This is a genomic window from Prochlorococcus sp. MIT 1327, assembly GCF_047304785.1.
Lineage (GTDB): Bacteria > Cyanobacteriota > Cyanobacteriia > PCC-6307 > Cyanobiaceae > Prochlorococcus > Prochlorococcus marinus_D.
In genome coordinates this window covers 993,859-1,012,470 of the sequence record NZ_CP138972.1, presented here as the reverse complement: position 1 = coordinate 1,012,470, position 18,612 = coordinate 993,859, and the positions used below count along the sequence as shown (strand labels likewise).

The following is an 18,612-nucleotide window of genomic DNA, read 5'->3' as shown; positions in this document are numbered from 1 at the left end:
CACTTTTGAGTTGATTGAATGATTGGATGCTTTGAAGAATCAAAGCGATGCTGCTTGATGGGAAAGAAGGCCTTGGACTTTGATGTTGTATTGAACTTGTTTTGATTATTGTTGTCCATAGTTAATCTTTAAATATTTTTAGTAAATCGACTGTCTCTTTTCAAGACAACGAATGAACTGCCTCAACAACCTTTTTCCATACCGAGCCTCCATACATTTGTGTCGTAGATCGAGGGCTATGGCCTAGAAGCAAACCTATGACCTTTTCTGAATAGTCCTGCTCAACGAGCTGGGCAGTCACTCGATCTCTGAAATCCTTGGGTGATAGGCCTGTTATTTGTTTGCATGGCTTTGAAAGATTATGCCCCCAACGAATTTCATCTGTTTTGCGATCAATCGTTTTTAGACTTGGCCATATCAGACCATTAATTCTACGCAGTTCCTGCATTAATTCATAGATCTGTGGATGCAAAGGGATTTGACGTTGTGAATAATGGGTCTTTAAACTTCTCTCATCAGACCAAGTAACATTAAAGCGATCATCATTGATGTCTTCTCCTTTTAAACCACATACCTCAGAAAGACGGCAACCACTGTAATAAAGAATTTGAAAGATTGGGAGATATTGACTGTTACTTTGGTCCCACTCATTAATCGGCCGACAAATAAATGAGCCTTTCTTTTGCAACTGCCTAGCAACCTCTCCAGGAGTCAATCGCACTGAAGCTGGCAAACCCTTAAAAATATGCGCTACACCTCGTGCTTCACTCAAGCTGGTCCATAGACCTGAGAGATAAGCCAGCTGCACTTTTACAGTGTTCTTACTTAATCCCCTCCCTAACAACTTTTGCTTGTAGGCCTCAGCCATTTCGCGAGTACACGAAAGAGGGCTCGCTACTTGGCAGAAATTCATGAACGCTTCTAGAACCTTGACCCACTGCACGTAGGTTCTTGAGGCAGGTTCTTTTTGCTGACGTCGTAACTCAAGCAAGTCTTCTGGCATCAACAAGCTCTCAGACTTTTCGATGCCTTGGAGCAGATCAAAGCCTCTTTTGGCCTGTTCACTACTTAAGAGGCCTTGCACTCTCAACATCTCAAGGCCGATTGCCATATCACCCTTCTCAGCCTGAGGAGTCAGCCCAGGCAGAACCTCTAACAGCTCATCAGTAGTCAGGGCAGCTTGCCCCCGTGCCTCTGCAATCAGCGCATCAGTTCTCTGCAAGAAAGCCTTCTGGCGGGCTCTTGCCTCATGCAGAGTCTTCCCACCTGGCTCTTTAAACACTGCTTTGCCGATCACGCTCCTCAAATCCCTAGGAACTGCCCGTTGCAGCACGTAGCTTTGACGAGCCTTAGTGATGTAGTTCGGGACCTTTCTGAACGGCACCTATACCAACAGCTATACCAACGCTATTCTAGTGATGCTTAGAGATCTCTGCCCAGCACTTGCTAACAAGACCTACTTCAACTACGGCGGCCAAGGACCACTGCCAACGCCTTCCCTTGAAGCGATTACTGCAAGCTGGCAGAACATTCAAGAGCTGGGTCCCTTTACTAACAGCGTATGGCCCTATGTAGCCAAAGAAATCCAGGCCACTCGTTCACACTTAGCCAAGCTCTGCGGCGTTACCCCCCATCGCATCGCGCTCACTGAAAATGTCACCAGTGGCTGTGTCTTACCGCTCTGGGGCCTGCCTTTCTCAGAAGGCGATCGCTTGCTCATTAGCGACTGTGAACATCCAGGAGTTGTTGCGGCATGCATTGAACTGGCCCGCCGACAACACCTGGCAATAGACACGCTGCCTGTAAAAAACTTGCGTCATGGTGCTAACGATCAAGCGACTAGCGACAGCCTTGTACTGGAAAGACTTGAGCAACACCTCAAACCAAGCACAAGGCTGGTGGTGCTCTCCCACCTGCTATGGAATACAGGCCAGGTGATGCCGATCTCGGCTGTTTCAACAGCCCTCAGCCATCATCCACAACAGCCTTTCTTGCTCGTGGATGCGGCACAAAGCTTCGCCCAAATGCCTGTACAGGAAGCCGCTGCCGCTTCAGATATCTATGCCTTTACGGGGCACAAATGGGCCTGCGGGCCTGAAGGGCTTGGTGGAGTCGCCCTCTCAGAACGGGTGCTCACCGAAGCGAATCCCACCCTGATTGGCTGGCGCAGCTTGCAGAACGAAGGCCATCTTCAAAACAACCAGGCCGAACTCTTCCATCACGACAGTCGCCGCTTTGAGGTAGCAACCTCTTGCGTGCCGCTGATGGCAGGCCTGCGCTGTTCGTTGGAGCTGCTCGAAACCGCAGGCTCGCAGCAGGAACGACTGAGCCAGATTCGCCAAGGCAGCCAAAAACTATGGAATCAACTACAACAGCTCACAGGCGTTGAAGCACTGCTCAACAGTGCCCCAGCCGCTGGTCTTGTCAGCTTTGAGTTACCCCAAGGCCCCCCAGCTCCTGATGTGGTTCAACAATTAGGCAACGATCAGCTCTGGATTCGGCATCTCGAAGATCCAATCTGCCTACGTGCCTGCGTGCACATCACCACTGAAGAGAAAGAACTCAACACACTTACAACCGCACTCAAGCAGCTAGCTAGCAAAGGAGAGCCAAGCAATTAACCGTTAGCTGCGTTATCTTATTTGCCAAAAACAGATATATAATCGATCTCAAAAAATTGATCTCAAAAGTTCCATTATCGACAACAAAACAAGCCTATGAATCATAAAGAAAATGAAATCAAGCCACTAACAGCATGCCTGACGTGCATCAAATCATAAAGCCCTTAATTAAATAGATTTAAAAGGAAAAACAGCCGATAACTAGACATTAGAGGTGGTTTTATTCAGCATTTAATTAGCACTTAGCCAAGCCGGCAAAGTGCTACATCGGCAATGATCTCACAAAATGACTATGCTTGAATCGTCAAGTCGGTTTCAGCAGGGATCAGCTGCTGAAGGAAAGGGGGAAAGTCCGGTGAAAGTCCGGCGCTGTCCCGCAGCTGTAAAGCGCAACCGCCCTTCTTAGGGCACTTGCGCGAGTCAGAATACCCGCCGAATTTCTATCGACGAGGATCGAATCATTCCTACCAAGCTTGCCCATCGGCACTCTTCCACACTATTGCGCAGCTACAGCTGGCTCATTGCAGCCATCCTGTCCACTCCAGCATTACTAGCGATGCTGGTTAAGCCAGCTTTCGCCCATCACCCCTTCGCAATGCCAGAGGCGGGAAATCTCAATGCCCTGCAGGGTTTAATCAGTGGGGTTGGCCATCCACTACTGGGGCCAGACCACCTCTTGTTTCTGTTGGCGATTGGCTTCGTGGGCTTGAACAGACCACGCCAATGGCTGGCACCATTACTAGCAGCTGGTCTTCTCGGTAGTGCGATCTCCCTACTCATCCCCCTGCCAGAAACTCTCTCTGTTTATGCAGAAGCACTTGTCTCACTGAGCCTTGCCGTTGCTGGCCTTGTGGCTTTAGGCAAAGCATCTCCCTTGCTTTTGGTCCCTTTAATTTCCCTACATGGATATCTATTAGGTGGAGCAATCATAGGAGCAGAGCCAACTCCACTAACAGCTTATTTCCTAGGCTTGTTCATTAGTCAGGGAAGTATTCTTTTGCTTGTCACAACATATTCAAAGCGTCTTCTTGATAGCATCGGCAACGGTGGACAACACATTACCGCAGGCATTTGGATCGGCATTGGAGCCGCTTTTACCTGGTCACTATTAATTCCTTAAAAGACAGTCTACTTGCAAATTAAGTCTTCTATTTTAAACAAAATAAACAGTTGGCCATATGATGCAAAATACAAGACTTCAGCCAACGATCACTAGACCCTTTAAGAGCCACAATAAGACCAACAACGTCAAGGCCTTATTTTGTTCTTAGTGTGAACTCTTTGTTAACACTAAGAACAAAGCCTCATCAAGCACCCTCTGTTCGATAGAGGGTGCATCAACTTTGCAGTCGCAATCTGAGCGCCCGTTCAGATTCCTCGCGATCATCAAAATGCACCTTGATGGTTCCGAGGATCTGGTAATCCTCATGGCCCTTGCCTGCCACCAACACCACATCACCAGGGGCTGCCTCGGCAATCGCAAGCGCAATCGCCACCGCCCGGTCAACCTCCACAGTTAAGGCTGTGCCTTGAGGGATTCCAGCCACCACATCAACCAGTATTTGCTGGGGATCTTCTGTGCGGGGATTGTCTGAGGTCACCACCACGCGATCGGCCAACCGCGCTGCAATCGCAGCCATCTGAGAGCGCTTGCCACGGTCTCTGTCTCCTCCACAACCAAACACGCAACACAAGTTTTTACTGGTGAACGGCCTGGAAGCCGTCAAGGCATTCTCCAGACCATCAGGGGTGTGGGCGTAATCCACCAACACAGTGGGCACTTGACTGGAATCAGCTGCAGGGATCAACACGCGCTCCATCCGCCCAGGTACGCCGCGGAAGTCTGCGATCGCTTTCAACAACAACTCCAAAGGCAAGCCCTGTTGCAACAAGACCCCAACCGCCTGAAGCAGGTTCATCAAGTTGAAGCGACCCAGTAATGGAGAGTCAAACCAGCCCTCACCACAAGGGCTGATCAGACGACCTTGAACCCCAGCGGAGCTCATCGTCAGCTCCGTCATTGTCAGTTCAGCGTCACCTCGCTGCAAAACACCCTCGGCAAGAGAGCTGCGCCAACAGGTATCGCCGAGACGCTGGGCCAATCTTGCGCCCCAGGGGCCATCAATATTCACCACCGCCTTGGCTGATCCAGATTCCAGCAACGGTGGTGCAAACAGCTGCGCCTTGGCCTCGAAGTAAGCCTCCATCGAAGAGTGATAGTCAAGATGATCTTGAGTGAGGTTGGTAAACACGGCACCAGCAAAACGACATCCCGCCACCCGTTGTTGTTCAAGGGCATGAGAGCTCACCTCCATCGCTCCCAACTCAGCACCGGCCTCAACCGCTTGCGCCAACTGAGCCTGAAGGCGATCAGCAAAGGCCGTGGTATGCGTTGCGGGAACGCTGTAGTTAGGCCAGCGATTCACGAGGGTGCCAAACAAGGCAGTTGATCTGCCCACAGCCACACTGAGATGCTCAATCAGATGGGTGGTGGTGGTTTTGCCATTTGTCCCCGTTACCCCGATCAGAGCAAATCTCGAGGAGGGCTGCTGCCAAAAGGCCGCTGCCAGCTGTCCAACCCATGCTGCAACCGGCTCTGGTACCACCACTACCGCATCTGTAGGCCCAGGCGGCTGCAAGGCTGCTGCTGCGGGTCCAATCACCGCCGCCTCTGCACCAGCGGCCAAAGCCTGACGCCAAAAGCTGCCGCCATCAACCTGTTCACCAGGTAAGCCCAGGAATAAACAGCCTTGAGCAACCGAACGGGAATCACAGCTAACCATTGCAAGAGAGGGATTCGCCAATCCCTCCGGCACAGGGAGTCCGACAGCCCGCAACAATGAATGGAGCATCTGGGTCATTCCAGGCCCGCCCATGGATGGAGCCGTTCTAGTCCGATCCAAGCGCCTTGGTGCAGGCCTGTTGCAACCAGCGGAACAGTCCTTCCCCCCCAAGCCGCGGCGACACCCGCGGCAGCTCTAGCGAAAACTGTTGCTCCAGTTCAACCAACACCAAAACAGGAACCTGCAAGTCGTAATGGTCGCGGATACTGGCGGGTGTCGCACCATCATCGATATCGATCACACATAGCGTTAAAGGTGGCTGGAGTTGATCCAAAGCCAGCTCACGCAGACGTTGTTCAAGCCCCTCACAGAGACAACAACCATTGCGGCTGTAAAGCAACAACCTCAAGGCCTGCATTAATCAGGCACCGGGTCGCAACCACAAGGGGTAAAAGGATGGCAACGAGACAGGCGCCGCAGGGTGAGCCAACCACCGCGCCATGGTCCATGACGCTGGATCGCTTCAAGCCCGTAAGCACTGCAACTTGGGATGAAGCGGCAATGGGGCCCAAGTAAAGGGGAAAGCCAGGTTCGATACAAGCCAATCAAGGCAAGCAGCACTGAACCAATGGCTCGATTGAGCAGTGCAAAGATGCCGCCGGATAGAGTATTGGATTCGCGCATAGCGAGCCGAAGGCTGGGCCTTGAGGTCCAGCATGACGTATCGGGAGCGCGAACTATCCTATCCAACCTGCCTTAACTCATGTCTCGATACCGCGGCCCTCGACTGAGGATCACGCGGCGCTTGGGAGATCTACCAGGTCTCACCCGGAAGGCCGCTAAGCGGTCCCATCCCCCCGGTCAGCACGGCCAAGCCCGTCGCAAGCGCTCCGAATACGCGATCCGCCTCGAAGAAAAACAGAAGCTCCGCTTCAACTACGGGATTTCCGAACGGCAGCTTGTGCGCTACGTGAAGAAAGCCCGTGCCCAAGATGGCTCTACAGGAACCAACCTGCTCAAGCTGTTGGAGAACAGACTCGATAACGTCTGCTTCCGCCTCGGTTTTGGGCCCACAGTTCCAGGTGCTCGTCAACTGGTGAACCATGGCCATGTGACCGTGAACGGCCGTGTTCTCGACATTGCTAGCTACCAATGCAAAGCCGGTGATGTGGTTGCCATTAGAGAGCGCAAAGGCAGCAAAAAGCTGGCCGAAGCGAACCTAGAGTTCCCCGGATTGGCAAATGTGCCGCCACACATTGAGCTCGATAAAGCAAAAATGAGCGCCAAGATCATTAGCAAGTGCGAACGCGAATGGGTCGCACTTGAGATCAACGAACTGCTGGTGGTGGAGTACTACTCCAGAAAGGTTTGAATCAAAATCAGCCAAGCGTTCTTCAACAGGCCCCTGCTTTGCAGGGGTTTTTTGTTGCTGTTGCCTACCCTGCTCAAAGCCCTCTCTAGGTCGTGGCCCCAGCTCAAAGCGATCAACAGCAGGTTGCAGGGATCAGCACCCGCGCCATCCACCACGGCGAGAGCTTTGCAGCAGAGACCGGTGCCGTAATGCCACCGATCTTTACCAGTTCAACCTTTGCCCACGGCAATCCTCAGGGCTTCGACTACACCCGTTCAGGCAATCCCAATTTCCGCATCCTCGAATCAGTGTTGGCAACCGTAGAAAGCTGTCAATTCGCCACTGTCTTCGCTTCAGGGGTGAGCGCCATCACAGCTATCGCCTCCACACTGCAAGCCGGAGATCTGGTGCTCTGTGAGGAAAATCTTTACGGCTGCACCGTGCGCTTATTCGAGCAGGTTTTTAGTCGTTTTGGTGTACAAACAGCCTGGTTGGATTTCACCAATCCATCAGCGCTTGATGCCATTGCAGTTCAAAAACCCGCAATGATCTGGCTGGAGAGTCCAACCAATCCCCTGCTCAAAGTGATCGATCTAGCAGCCGTCTGTGATGCCGCTGCAGCAGAAAAAATCCCAGTTGTCGTCGACAACACGTTTGCCACAGCCCTACTGCAACAACCACTGCAGCTAGGCGCCACCCTCTCACTCACCAGCACCACCAAATACATCAACGGCCATTCCGATGCCCTTGGCGGTGTGGTCTGCAGCGACGACCCGCAATGGCAGCAAAAGATGGTGTTCGCACAAAAGGCCTTGGGATTACAACCCTCCCCATTTGACGCCTGGTTGATTACTCGCGGCATCAAAACCTTGCCACTCAGGCTGGAACGCCAAATCACTAATGCTGCCGCCATCGCTGATCAACTGGCCATCCATCCACGCATGCACTGGGTGCGCTATCCATTCCGTTCAGACCATCCCCAGCAGGCTGTAGCCCGCAAGCAGATGAGTGGTGGTGGTGCCATTGTCACGGCCAGTCTCAACGCTGACCAAAGCCAGACTTACGCCTTCTGCAAGAGCCTGCGCTATTTCACGATGGCCGAAAGCCTGGGCGGTGTTGAAAGCCTCGTTTGTCATCCCGCCACCATGACCCATGCCTCAGTCGATCCAGATGTCAAGCGAAAACTTGGCATCGATGATGGTCTGGTGCGCTTCTCCGTGGGCTGCGAAGACCTCGCTGATCTCAGCACAGATTTAGAGCAAGCCCTCAAACAGCTGTAGTGAGCCCACGCGACCTACTGCAGGATCCCTGCTGGCACGCTGATGACCTCGGCAAAGCTCTACCAGATAGTCCCCATGCCGTTTCGGTAGCCCTACCCCGCTGGCAAGACGTGGTCGCCTATGAGGAGAAAGACCCTGCTTGTCTTAAGGCCCTGCAGGCCATCTACCCCCGTTTCGGCTTCCATCCACTGGTAGCAGAGATCGCCCAAAAAGCACGAGAAGAGCATGGCTGTGCAGATGGCAGTGCCTGGCCCTATCCCACTGCTGCTGCCGCTGAACGAGCCAGATTTCATTGCCAACGCAGTGAGCCGATGGCAAAAACAAGCATCAAAACCTTACTGGGCCTGCCATGTTTGCTCACCGACGCAAAAGGCTGCAGCGCTGCAAAGGCCTTCTGGCAACACAGCGGCCTTGGTGCATCCTCACGTCAGGCTGCTAGTGCACTTGGGCACGAACCATTCCCCTCACTGCAAGCCAGCGCGAACGCCCAGACGTTGCTAAGACGACGACTCGCAGAGATCTATGGCTGCGAGCCAGAGCTCGTGCAGCTCCATCCCTCTGGGATGGCTGCTCTCACCAAAGCCCTGCAAGCGATCACAGCGTTACGCCCCGGCAAACCCTTCTTGCAGCTTGGCTTCCCCTATGTGGATGTGCTCAAGCTGCCTGAGGTGGTGTTTGAAGGTTGCGACCTTCTACTGACAACAGAGCTGAACCGATTGGCCCTGGAACTTGATCGCAGACAACCAGCCGCTGTGATCGTTGAGCTACCCAGCAACCCCATGCTGCAGTGCGTCGATCTGCCAGCGGTAGCCCGCCTGGCAAAGGCTCGTGGTATCCCCGTGATTGCTGATGACACCATCGGCTCACCACTCAATCTTGATGCGCTGCCCCATGCAGACCTGGTGTTTAGCTCCCTCACCAAAAGCTTCGCCGGCCGTGGTGACATCCTGGCGGGTTCTCTCGTTGTAAGCCCCAACTCCCGCTGGCGAGAGGAGCTGTCCAGAGAGCTCTCGACGGCCCTAGCTCCCCTAGGGGATGCTGATGCCATCGCCTTAGAACAAGCCAGCCGAGATGTGGCCCAGCGGCTGCCGCAGCTCAACAACGCCTGCCAAAGATTGGCAGACAAGCTGGCCTGTCATCCCTCTATTGCTCGAGTACACCACCCAGGCCAATGCACCAACTTCCAAGCCCTGATGCGCCCTGGCGCCGGCCACGGCTGCCTGCTCTCTTTTGAGCTATCGGGGGGGGTAGCGCAAGCCAAGCGGGTGTATGACGCCCTGCAGGTCTGCAAAGGTCCAAGCCTCGGCACAAGCTTCACGCTGGTGTGCCCCTATGTACTGCTCGCCCATTACAACGAACTGAGCTGGGCAGAATCCTGTGGAGTGCCGAGCCATCTGCTGCGTGTATCTGTAGGGCTTGAAGATCCCGATACCCTTTGGCAACGCTTTGAGATGGCGTTGAAGGCCTAACCGTAAGCAACCCATCACATGGACGTCACAACAGATCATCGTCCTCACCAATAGAGCCAAATTCCAGCTAATGATGTGGTCGATTCATATGCACGCATGTCCCGCATTTACGAAGACAACAGCCAGGCAATCGGCAACACTCCACTGGTCAAACTGCACGCCGTCAGCAAAAACGCCAAGGCAACTGTTCTCGCAAAGATTGAAGGCCGCAATCCCGCCTACAGCGTGAAATGCCGCATTGGCGCCAACATGATCTGGGATGCCGAAAAGCGGGGCTTACTGAGCAAAGAGCGCACGATCATTGAGCCCACCTCTGGTAACACAGGCATCGCTCTGGCCTACACCGCAGCAGCCCGGGGCTACAAACTGATCCTCACCATGCCCGAATCAATGTCGCTAGAACGGCGGCGGGTGATGGCAGTGCTTGGTGCAGAACTCATTCTCACAGAAGCCGCCAAGGGGATGCCAGGCGCCATTGCAAAGGCAAAAGAGATCGCCGAAAGCGATCCCCAGAAATACTTCATGCCCGGTCAGTTTGAGAATCCGGCCAATCCCGACATCCACAGCAAAACAACCGGTCCAGAAATCTGGAACGACTGTGATGGCGCCATTGATGTGCTCGTATCTGGCGTAGGCACCGGCGGCACGATCACAGGTGTCTCCCGTTACATCAAACAGGAGAAAGGCAAAGCCATCATTTCTGTAGCAGTCGAACCAACCCATAGCCCGGTCATCAGCCAAACCCTCAACGGGGAAGAGGTCAAACCTGGTCCTCACAAAATCCAGGGCATTGGAGCCGGCTTCATTCCCAAAAACCTCGATCTTTCTTTAGTGGATCGTGTTGAGCAGGTCAGCAATGATGAATCCATCGCCATGGCCCTGCGCTTGGCAAATGAAGAAGGTCTACTGGTGGGCATCTCCAGTGGTGCGGCAGTTGCAGCGGCTATTCGTCTGGCAGAACAACCTGAATTTGCGGGCAAAACCATCGTGGTAGTGCTGCCAGACATGGCCGAGCGTTATCTCTCCTCAGTGATGTTTGAGAGTGTGCCCACAGGCATCATTCAGGCCCCTGTAGCTGCCTAAATCGCCTCCAGCTTGAAACTGATCAACAGGGGCGGGCCGCCGGCAACACCGCCTCTGGATCAATCCACATCGCATCGCCATAAGAGAAAAAGCGATAGTGGTGATCAATGGCCTCGGCATAGAGCGCCAGCAGCCGTTCACGACCAACCATGGCACTCACCAACAGCAATAGAGAGCTTTTGGGCAAATGGAAGTTGGTGAGCAGTCCATCCACCACGGCAAAGCGGTAACCCGGCTGAATCACCAAATCCACTGGTCCACAAAACGACTGCAGGAATCCGCCACCTGCCAAAGCAGCACCTTCAAGGGCCCTGACGCTGGTGGTTCCCACAGCAATCACCCGGCCTGCTCGTGCTCGAGAAGCCATCACCGCCTCAACAACTTCGTCGCGCACCTCCACCCACTCGCTGTGAAGCTGCAAATGCCTCAGATCCTCAGTTTCAACTGGTCGAAACGTGCCTAAGCCCACATGCAAGGTGACACTGGTCAGCATCACTCCCCGCTGCTTGAGAGCCTCCAATAACTCATCACTGAGATGAAGCCCCGCCGTTGGCGCCGCAACGGCGCCGGGGCGAGATGCATAACGGGTCTGATAACGCTCGCTATCACTTGGATCATGAGATTTGATATAAGGCGGCAATGGCACTTCGCCGTAGCGCTCAAGCAGCAACTCAAGCTGCTCGGCATTGGCGTAATGGCTCGGGAACTGCACAACCCGTCCGCCACTAGCGCTGTCTTTGCTAATCACCTGCAAAGCAATGGGCTCCTCGCCTAGAGCCTCGAGCCAAAGCTGATCACCTGGGCGCAAACGTTTAGCAGGCCGGCCCAAACACAGCCAGCGACCCTCACCACGCGGCTCAAGCACTAACAACTCGGCCAAGCCACCACCTGATCGCCGCACCCGCAGCCGAGCCTTAAGAACGCGAGTGTCATTGATGACAAGCAGATCACCAGCTCGCAATTCCTCCTGCCAATCCCAAACCTCGGCATGTCTAGCGATGGGAGGCTTCATCCCCAATGGCTGCACAATCAAAAGCCGCGCCGAATGTCTTGGCTCCACCGGCAGCTGAGCTATGCGCTCAGGATCAAGCGGATAGTCATAAGAACTGAGCAGAGAATCTCTTGGGTCTAGAACCATTCTTGAAGACTTGCTTTATGAGTGACGTTCAAAAAACCGTTCAGAAAGTTCTGGGTTCACAAACCACCAATTTTTTGGTCCGCTGGTCATTCATATCCATTTTAATGCTCGAACAGGGAAGAGCATCCACCAGAGCAGAGCGACAGATCAGCAGCCCTTGCACAAAGGGTGAGAGCAAACCAAAGCAAATCTCCTGGTAATCAGCATAGGTTTTCTATCTTCTCTGCTGAGGGCGTTCAGCATCATCCTCATCGCGCATTGCGGCACCATGCCTTGATGCTATTCAGCTTAAAATGAATAGGGCGAAAACTATTGATTTACAGTTCAAAAATTCTCTTGCAAAAATCATGCAAAAGCCTGCCTCTGTTGGGATTAAGTAAAAACTTGTGCGATCTAAGACGCAATTGATGAATGCATTTAATTGTTTGCATAGGATTACCTCTCAATGTCAATTCAAAATCATGATATTGACAAAATTGATCTTTACCTATGGCCCTGAGAAGAAATCACATCATGCCATTACTTACATCAGATTCCTTGCAGAAATAAACCATCATGCTGAGCATTGCAAACTCGATCCTTTCGCATCTGTGCTCATTGTTCAAGACTATACAATTGTCAGTAGCAATACAAGGTCAAAAGATTTGTCTATGCATGGGCATTAAAAGGATCAATTGCATCGCCTAACCAGTTTAACCTCCCAATCTAGTATGTTTCAATAGCACACGATTAAAAATTACTAGAAAAGCGAATCTCTTTACTGCTTATTTTCTTTTCCTAATCACTGTATTCTTCCCTCTATCAATTAAATCACAACCAAGCAAAGGTATCACTAATGACCATGATTATTACTCTCCATGGAGCCCTGGAGACGCTGGGGTTCATGTGAATAAAGATGGCTATGTCTTTGATGCCTGCATGTCAAGATTTCCCGAAGATTGTGAAAAGGAACCCTACATAAATCTTGGCAAGTGGCAACGGATAAGTGATGAAGTCATGCAAACACAAAAGGGAACTTATTTCTGCAGAAATGAATCTCTTAAGAGAGGCACATCTACCAATAACCTATTCAGTTGCACAAAAGAGGGATGGGTGAAGAAGATTTGTCCGCAAGGGAGATGTGTAATGGGTGGAATGAGAGATCTTTAATGCTTACTTGAGTTTGTTGCTCTACTTCAACTCAATTCTGACATTTAGCAAACCTCAGTCGCCCATCCAACCTCTAGTTCCCTTCTCATGATCCATGAATGACACGTGCAGTTGAGCTGCGCTCATTTGAGCGTGGTGCCTACTGCTGGAGTGAATAGATAGCAGCAATGCAAGGATGTTTTTCCAAAAACCCTCTACGCCCTCTTTCAAGCTGAAACGCCAAAGTGTGTGGGAAAAAGTTGTCAACCCAAACGACCTTGCCGATCAACTATCCGGCTAGGTAATAACGCACCACGCAAAAAACTCGGCTGTAGTCGCCAGACAGGGCCTTAAACAAATAGACAGCCCGCTGATTGAGAAGCGTCTGATCCAGCCAATAGCGAGTGATCACCAACGCCATTACCACAGTGGTCGTGCGCTCCGGATGAAGCTCTTCCTGCTCCACGACATAATCACAAAAAGGATCAATCACTGAACTAAAGCGACTCTCCAAAAGGCGGAGCTCGAGTTCACCTGGATGATCGCCAACAAGTCTGTCCCAGGCGGTACGAATTGCGTCTGGATCATCATCGTCGCCCAGCACAAAGACAGCCGTCACGGAATCAGCAATGGAACATCCATAACGCAACGCTTCCATGGAGGCACGCCACCAACCCGGGATCCAAACGATGCAGTGATTACCCAAAGGAGGTTGGCGAGGCTCCACCTGCAATGGGCCAAAGTCAGGCTCCAAAGCGAGCGCTGCATAAGCCTTTCGATAGCGGCGTCGAATCTGCGCCAGACCCCAGACCAATGCAGGGATGGCAATCACCACAGTCCAGGCCCCCTCCTGGAATTTGCTCACCACGATCACCATAAGCACCACAAAAGTGGTGACTGCACCAAAAGCATTCATCAACAGTCGACCCTGCCAACCATTCCCCCGCAACAGCCACCAACGACGGACCAATCCCAGCTGAGAAAGGGTGAAGGCAGTGAAGACCCCCACGGCATAAAGGTTCACGGCAACAGTGGTATCGCCGTGGCAGATCACGATGATCAGCGCCGTGACCAGCAAAAGAACGCCGATACCGTTCTGGTAGACCAAGCGATAACCAATCCAGCTCAACTGCCTTGGCAGGCAATGATCTTCTGCCAACATCGCCGCTAAACGAGGAAAACCTGCAAAGGCGGTGTTGGCCGCCAAAACAAGGATTAAGAGAGTGGAAAGCTGCAGAGCCCAAAGCAGAACACTGCCCGAACCAAAAGCCCGCGAACCGATTTGAGCCAACACAGTGACCCGATCATTCGGAGCAATGCCATACATGTAACCGAGCCCACTAACCGCCAAAAACATGGCTGCGAGCAACACACCCATCACCAACAACGTGCGACGAGCATTGACCACCGCAGGTTCCTCAAAAACCTTCACGCCATTGGCAATGGACTCAATACCAGTCATCGCTGAACAACCTGAACTGAAGGCCCGCAGAATCAAACAGGATCAAAAACCACCCCAACGGCTGAACGGATTGAACAGCTGGTGGCATATCCGGCACGAAGCCATGCTCAAAAATCAGATCCTTCAAACCGGCAAGGATCAACAAAGCCACCATCACCACAAAGGCATAGGTGGGCAAAGAAAACAGACGTCCAGTCTCTTTGAGGCCCCACAGATTGGCCCAGCCAATCAACGCCAACAAAAGCAAGGCAAGCGATACCTCGTGATCAAGCATCGATGGCACAAGGGAGGAGAGAGCCTGAGTGCCAGCCATGAGGCTCACCCCCGCGGTAAGGGTGTAATCGATCAGCAATGCCGCAGCTGCGATCAAACCAACGTTGCGGCCAAGGTTGTCGCGTGCCACGACGTAGGAGCCGCCCCCTTTCGGATAAGCCTCAATCGCCTGGCGGTAGGAGAGCACAACGATGGCAACCAGAGCAATAATCCCCAGGGTGATCGGCACAGAAAGGCCAAGGGCACCGCTGCCGCCAAGAATCAGAACGCCAAGTGCAGCTTCAGTGGCATAAGCCACTGACGACAAGGCGTCCGACGAGAGGATCGGCAAAGCCTGAACACTGGGCAGCCGCTCATCGTCAGCCTTGTTGCGGAGGAGTGGATGCCCCAGAAGTTTCTGGAAAAAGCTCAAGTCGTCTTGGAATCGTTTTCTTCAGGATGCACACAAGGAAGCAAACGGCACTTTCATAGGTCTATGACGTAACACCGAGAGCTGATGAGCTTGCACTACTTACTTACTACAACTAGAAGAACCAACAGAACGGTCTGAAGCGATGAAACCCATTTCCTTTCCCACCCTTGGAGGTGCATTGCTGGGCTCGCTGTCGGTCTTACTTGCCTCCTGCGATGTCTCCAGAATCACGGGTAATGCGTCAAGCTTCTCAGGGAGTGTTTCCGTATTAGGAAAGCCCGTCAGTGAAGCCAAGGTTTTGCTCTGGCAGTCTTCCGCCAAGGATGGAGCGAAGAAAATCGTTGAGACAAAAACCTCTAAAGATGGGGCGTTCAAATTGTCCATACCCCGCAATAAGGATAAGGTCACTTATTTAATTTCTGAAGGAGGAAGTATCGATGGGCAAGATGCTGGCAACTTGAAAATGCTCAGTGTTCTTGACTCCAATTCCAACAAGTCTGTCGTCATCAACGAACTGACGTCCGTGGGATCGGTGTGGCCCAATGCTCAACTGATCAACGAAAATAAGATCAGTGGTAGCAAAACAGCTTTAGCTATTGGTTCGGGACATGTAAGTCACCTAGTCAATACAAGCACTGGCAAATATGGCGAAACACTTCTGAATGGCTTAAACCTACCCAACTCCGAGACGATGGTTCGTCTCAACGTTCTTTCCAACCTATTGGCCCTTTGTGGCAATAGCAATACAGCCGGTGGCTGTAATCAGTTCCTCAATCTAACCAATTCAGATAACAGCCTCAACGCACTAATTTCTATCGCCAAAGAGCCGTGGGCAAAAGCCAGTGAGCTCTACAAACTGTTCACTCAACAATATCCACTCAACAAGGCAGCACAAATACGAGAAGGCGCAACCCTTCCCTACCTGTTATTTGAACCGAAGAGCTTCTCACTCTCGATCCGTCTGGAAGGTGGCGGCGCCATGGCACTCGGAAAAATGATGTTTGACAACAACGCCAATATGTGGAGTGGTGCCAACTGGATGCCTGGTTCACAATCTGGTGTCATCAACTCTATTGGCGGAGGTCTCACCAGGTTCAACGCCAGCGGAGAAGCCTTATCTCCCTCTCCCCAGGGGTATAACGGACAGGGGCTGAATGGCGTGGGCTGGGGAACAGGAGTCTCGAAGAATTATGCCTGGGTAGGCACTTTTAACAACAAGATCGGGGTCTTTGATCTTGAAGATGGCAAACCACTTGGCCCCGCGATTATTGATGGCAAGATCGGCCAACTGCAGGCAGTAACAACCGCAGCGAATGGAGATGTATGGATCGCAGATAACACCAAGGATCACATGATTCGTTTCCCCGATGGTGACTATAAGAATGGCGAGCGATTAACAATCAAAGGATTACAAGCTCCTTTTGGTATTGCCGTGGACCAGCAAAATAGAGTCTGGGTAACCAGCAGCTACAACAATAAACTCACCATCTTCCCTGGAGAAAACCCTGAGGCAGTGAAAACCATTGATATCGCCTTAGGGGCAAGAGGTGTAGCAATCGATTCCAAAGGCAATGCTTGGGTCGCCCAGCAGACTGATTCAGCAACGCTAGTTTTACCTCCTGGGTTCAGCAAGGCACCTCCACGCCCAACAACAATCATGCAGGAATTCATGCAAGGGCTTGAATATGCAAAAGCAAATCCGCAGCAAACAAGCTCTGGAATGATTGCACTGATCTCACCTGATTTGAAGACGATCAAATCAGACATTGCAAAAGGAGATGTCTATATTCCCTGGGGTGTAAGCATCGATGGCAATGACAATGTATGGGTTGCAAATCTTTTTGGTAGCAGTTTGATGCATATCTGTGGAGCTAATACATCAAATTGCCCTGAAGGGAAAACGACAGGTGATGTGATTCATGATTATCAGAGTGGTGTTATTCAAATGAACACCGATGTAATTATCGATGATGCCGGCAATATCTGGAGTGCGAACAACTGGTATGACGAAAATGCCGTCATCAACAAGAGCTATTTAGGTCGAACGTCGACGTTTGCTGGTGGTCAAGGATTCGTGGTGACCTACGGGGTCGCCGGTCCGGTCAAGAACCCTTTACTTGGTGTGGTTAGGCGTCCTGAATGAAATCAAGGCCGCTCGCTATCACTTTTTGGCGAGCGGCAAAAGATTGTCAAACCTGGATCTGAATCCTGTTTAGAGCGCCAAACTCTCTACCCGCGTCTCAATCAGCTCTGCCAGATCCTTTAGGAAGGCGGCCCCATCGGCGCCATAGATCACGCGATGGTCGGCAGTGAGGTTCACCTGCATCTGGCGCTTGACCGCAATCGAGCCATCCTTTCCTGCCACCACAGCAGGCCGCGATGCCGCTACCGCCAAAATTGCACCAGTGCCAGGGGGCAAGATTGCATCAAAGCGGTCCACTCCAAACATACCCAGATTGGAGAGTGTGAAAGTACCAGTGCTGTATTCCTCGGGTTGCAACTGCTTGCTGCGTGACCGCTTCACAAGATCTGCCCACTGCCGCGACATCTCATAAAGATCGGTGCGATCAGCGTTCTGCAAAACCGGTGTAATCAGACCGCCATCGTCCATCGCCACTGCAACAGCAACATTCACCTGCTCTGGATAGACCATCCCAGCGGTGCTGTAAGCAGCATTCACCTGGGGATGACGCACTAGCGTCAAGGCCACGGCTTTGACCAGAAGGGCTGTCATCGTGACGCCCTTAGGCTTCACCTGCTTGTAAAAAGCATCCAACTGATCAGTCGTGATCGTGTAGCCAACCCTGAAGCAGGGGAAGGCCAAACTAGCCTCCATATTGCGGTTGACCGCTTGTTGGAGGTTGTTGAAGGCTGCGGTTTCTCCCGGGGCCCCAAAACTCTGACCTACAGGAGATGACACTGCATGAGCAACGCCTGCAGAAGTTGCATGCGTCGTTGCGAAAGAAGCGTTTCCTTCAGCAACCTGAGGCACACTGATCGGCTGACCTGCAGCCAGCTGCACGTCTTCAGCCTGGATACGGCCATGGGGTCCGCTACCCCTCAACTTGGCCAGATCAACACCCATCTGCGCAGCAAGTTTTTTAGCCCGCGGTGAAGCAACGATGCGTTTGTCAGTGTCTACTGCTTGGCTGGCAACAGGCGGCGGAGCAGCAACAGGGGGACTCTCCACGACGGGCGCTGGAGTAGATGCTGGGGCAGGGTCATCGACAACTTTTGCAGCAGTCTTGAGAGGGGCAGAATCAGACGGTGGCGCAGCAGGGGCATTGGCCTGAACAGCCGCGATTTCGCCCTCACTTTCAACGATCAAACCAATCGTTTCGCCCACTGGAGCCGAACGACCAGCAGGCATCAAGACCGCGGCCAAGTAGCCATCTTGAAATGACTCAACATCCATATCCGCTTTATCTGACTCCACCACAAGCACCGACTCACCACGCCCAACCTTGTCGCCAGGTTGCTTAAGCCACTCAACGATCTTGCCCTCCGTCATCGTTGAGCTCAGAGCAGGCATGAAAATGTCGTGAGTTGCGATAGTCCTGTCCTCGACTTGAATTTTGAGGGGTGCTCAAACCTCGTTGCAACTTTCCTAAG

The 18,612-nt window shown here is 52.4% G+C and carries 13 protein-coding genes, 1 pseudogene and 1 riboswitch; of the genes and pseudogenes, 7 read left to right on the top strand and 7 right to left on the bottom strand.

Translation table 11 applies throughout. From position 1 onward, the window contains the following. Window positions 1–160: 160 nt before the first annotated feature. Window positions 161–1,384, bottom strand: coding sequence for a site-specific integrase (locus SIB80_RS04895; protein WP_169189842.1), 1,224 nt, complete (start codon window positions 1,382–1,384; stop codon window positions 161–163). 34 nt (window positions 1,385–1,418) lie between these two features. Between SIB80_RS04895 and SIB80_RS04890 the strand changes: the two genes are divergently transcribed. Then, window positions 1,419–2,621: an aminotransferase class V-fold PLP-dependent enzyme gene (locus SIB80_RS04890; protein ID WP_063419663.1), complete on the top strand. Its 1,203-nt coding sequence runs from the start codon at window positions 1,419–1,421 to the stop codon at window positions 2,619–2,621. Window positions 2,622–2,914: 293 nt separating this feature from the next. Continuing rightward, a riboswitch (cobalamin riboswitch) is annotated at window positions 2,915–3,073 on the top strand. A 104-nt stretch (window positions 3,074–3,177) separates the two neighbouring features. Next, window positions 3,178–3,741: a HupE/UreJ family protein gene (locus tag SIB80_RS04885; RefSeq protein ID WP_169189844.1), complete on the top strand. Its 564-nt coding sequence runs from the start codon at window positions 3,178–3,180 to the stop codon at window positions 3,739–3,741. A 217-nt stretch (window positions 3,742–3,958) separates the two neighbouring features. On the opposite strand, the gene SIB80_RS04880 is transcribed toward SIB80_RS04885, so the two are convergent. The 3 genes from SIB80_RS04880 to yidD are packed head-to-tail and all read right to left on the bottom strand — an operon-like array spanning window position 3,959 to window position 6,088. Continuing rightward, complete coding sequence (locus SIB80_RS04880; protein ID WP_063419707.1) at window positions 3,959–5,482, bottom strand: UDP-N-acetylmuramoyl-L-alanyl-D-glutamate--2,6-diaminopimelate ligase; 1,524 nt, start codon at window positions 5,480–5,482, stop codon at window positions 3,959–3,961. 28 nt (window positions 5,483–5,510) lie between these two features. Then, a complete protein-coding gene (locus SIB80_RS04875; RefSeq protein WP_011826725.1) occupies window positions 5,511–5,822 on the bottom strand; it encodes a glutaredoxin family protein in 312 nt (103 codons plus the stop codon). Next, entirely contained in the window at window positions 5,822–6,088 is a 267-nt protein-coding gene (gene yidD / locus SIB80_RS04870; protein ID WP_063419664.1) for a membrane protein insertion efficiency factor YidD, read from the bottom strand. The genes SIB80_RS04875 and yidD overlap by 1 nt, the downstream gene beginning before the upstream one ends. A 79-nt stretch (window positions 6,089–6,167) precedes the next feature. On the opposite strand from yidD, the gene rpsD reads away from it, so the two are divergent. The 4 genes from rpsD to cysK all read left to right on the top strand — a co-directional run bounded on the left by rpsD (window position 6,168) and on the right by cysK (window position 10,587). Next, on the top strand, window positions 6,168–6,776 hold the full coding sequence (gene rpsD / locus SIB80_RS04865) for a 30S ribosomal protein S4 (protein WP_011129606.1): 609 nt from the start codon (window positions 6,168–6,170) through the stop codon (window positions 6,774–6,776). Between the two features lie 92 nt (window positions 6,777–6,868). Continuing rightward, a complete protein-coding gene (locus SIB80_RS04860) occupies window positions 6,869–8,035 on the top strand; it encodes a trans-sulfuration enzyme family protein (protein ID WP_063419665.1) in 1,167 nt (388 codons plus the stop codon). Next, window positions 8,035–9,504: a PLP-dependent transferase gene (locus SIB80_RS04855; RefSeq protein WP_063419666.1), complete on the top strand. Its 1,470-nt coding sequence runs from the start codon at window positions 8,035–8,037 to the stop codon at window positions 9,502–9,504. Before SIB80_RS04860 ends, SIB80_RS04855 begins: the two co-directional genes overlap by 1 nt. A 96-nt stretch (window positions 9,505–9,600) precedes the next feature. Continuing rightward, window positions 9,601–10,587: a cysteine synthase A gene (gene cysK, locus SIB80_RS04850; RefSeq protein ID WP_011129603.1), complete on the top strand. Its 987-nt coding sequence runs from the start codon at window positions 9,601–9,603 to the stop codon at window positions 10,585–10,587. A gap of 22 nt (window positions 10,588–10,609) precedes the next feature. Here the strand turns inward: cysK and queA are convergent, their stop codons facing one another. Both queA and SIB80_RS04840 read right to left on the bottom strand, forming a co-directional pair. After that, window positions 10,610–11,725, bottom strand: a complete 1,116-nt coding sequence (gene queA / locus SIB80_RS04845; protein ID WP_063419667.1) for a tRNA preQ1(34) S-adenosylmethionine ribosyltransferase-isomerase QueA — start codon at window positions 11,723–11,725, stop codon at window positions 10,610–10,612. A 1,417-nt stretch (window positions 11,726–13,142) separates the two neighbouring features. After that, window positions 13,143–15,000, bottom strand: a pseudogene (locus tag SIB80_RS04840) (APC family permease). Window positions 15,001–15,142: 142 nt separating this feature from the next. On the opposite strand from SIB80_RS04840, the gene SIB80_RS04835 reads away from it, so the two are divergent. Beyond that, window positions 15,143–17,143, top strand: coding sequence for a hypothetical protein (locus SIB80_RS04835; RefSeq protein ID WP_063419669.1), 2,001 nt, complete (start codon window positions 15,143–15,145; stop codon window positions 17,141–17,143). 69 nt (window positions 17,144–17,212) lie between these two features. On the opposite strand, the gene SIB80_RS04830 is transcribed toward SIB80_RS04835, so the two are convergent. Continuing rightward, window positions 17,213–18,532: a dihydrolipoamide acetyltransferase family protein gene (locus tag SIB80_RS04830; protein WP_063419670.1), complete on the bottom strand. Its 1,320-nt coding sequence runs from the start codon at window positions 18,530–18,532 to the stop codon at window positions 17,213–17,215. Window positions 18,533–18,612 lie beyond the last annotated feature (80 nt).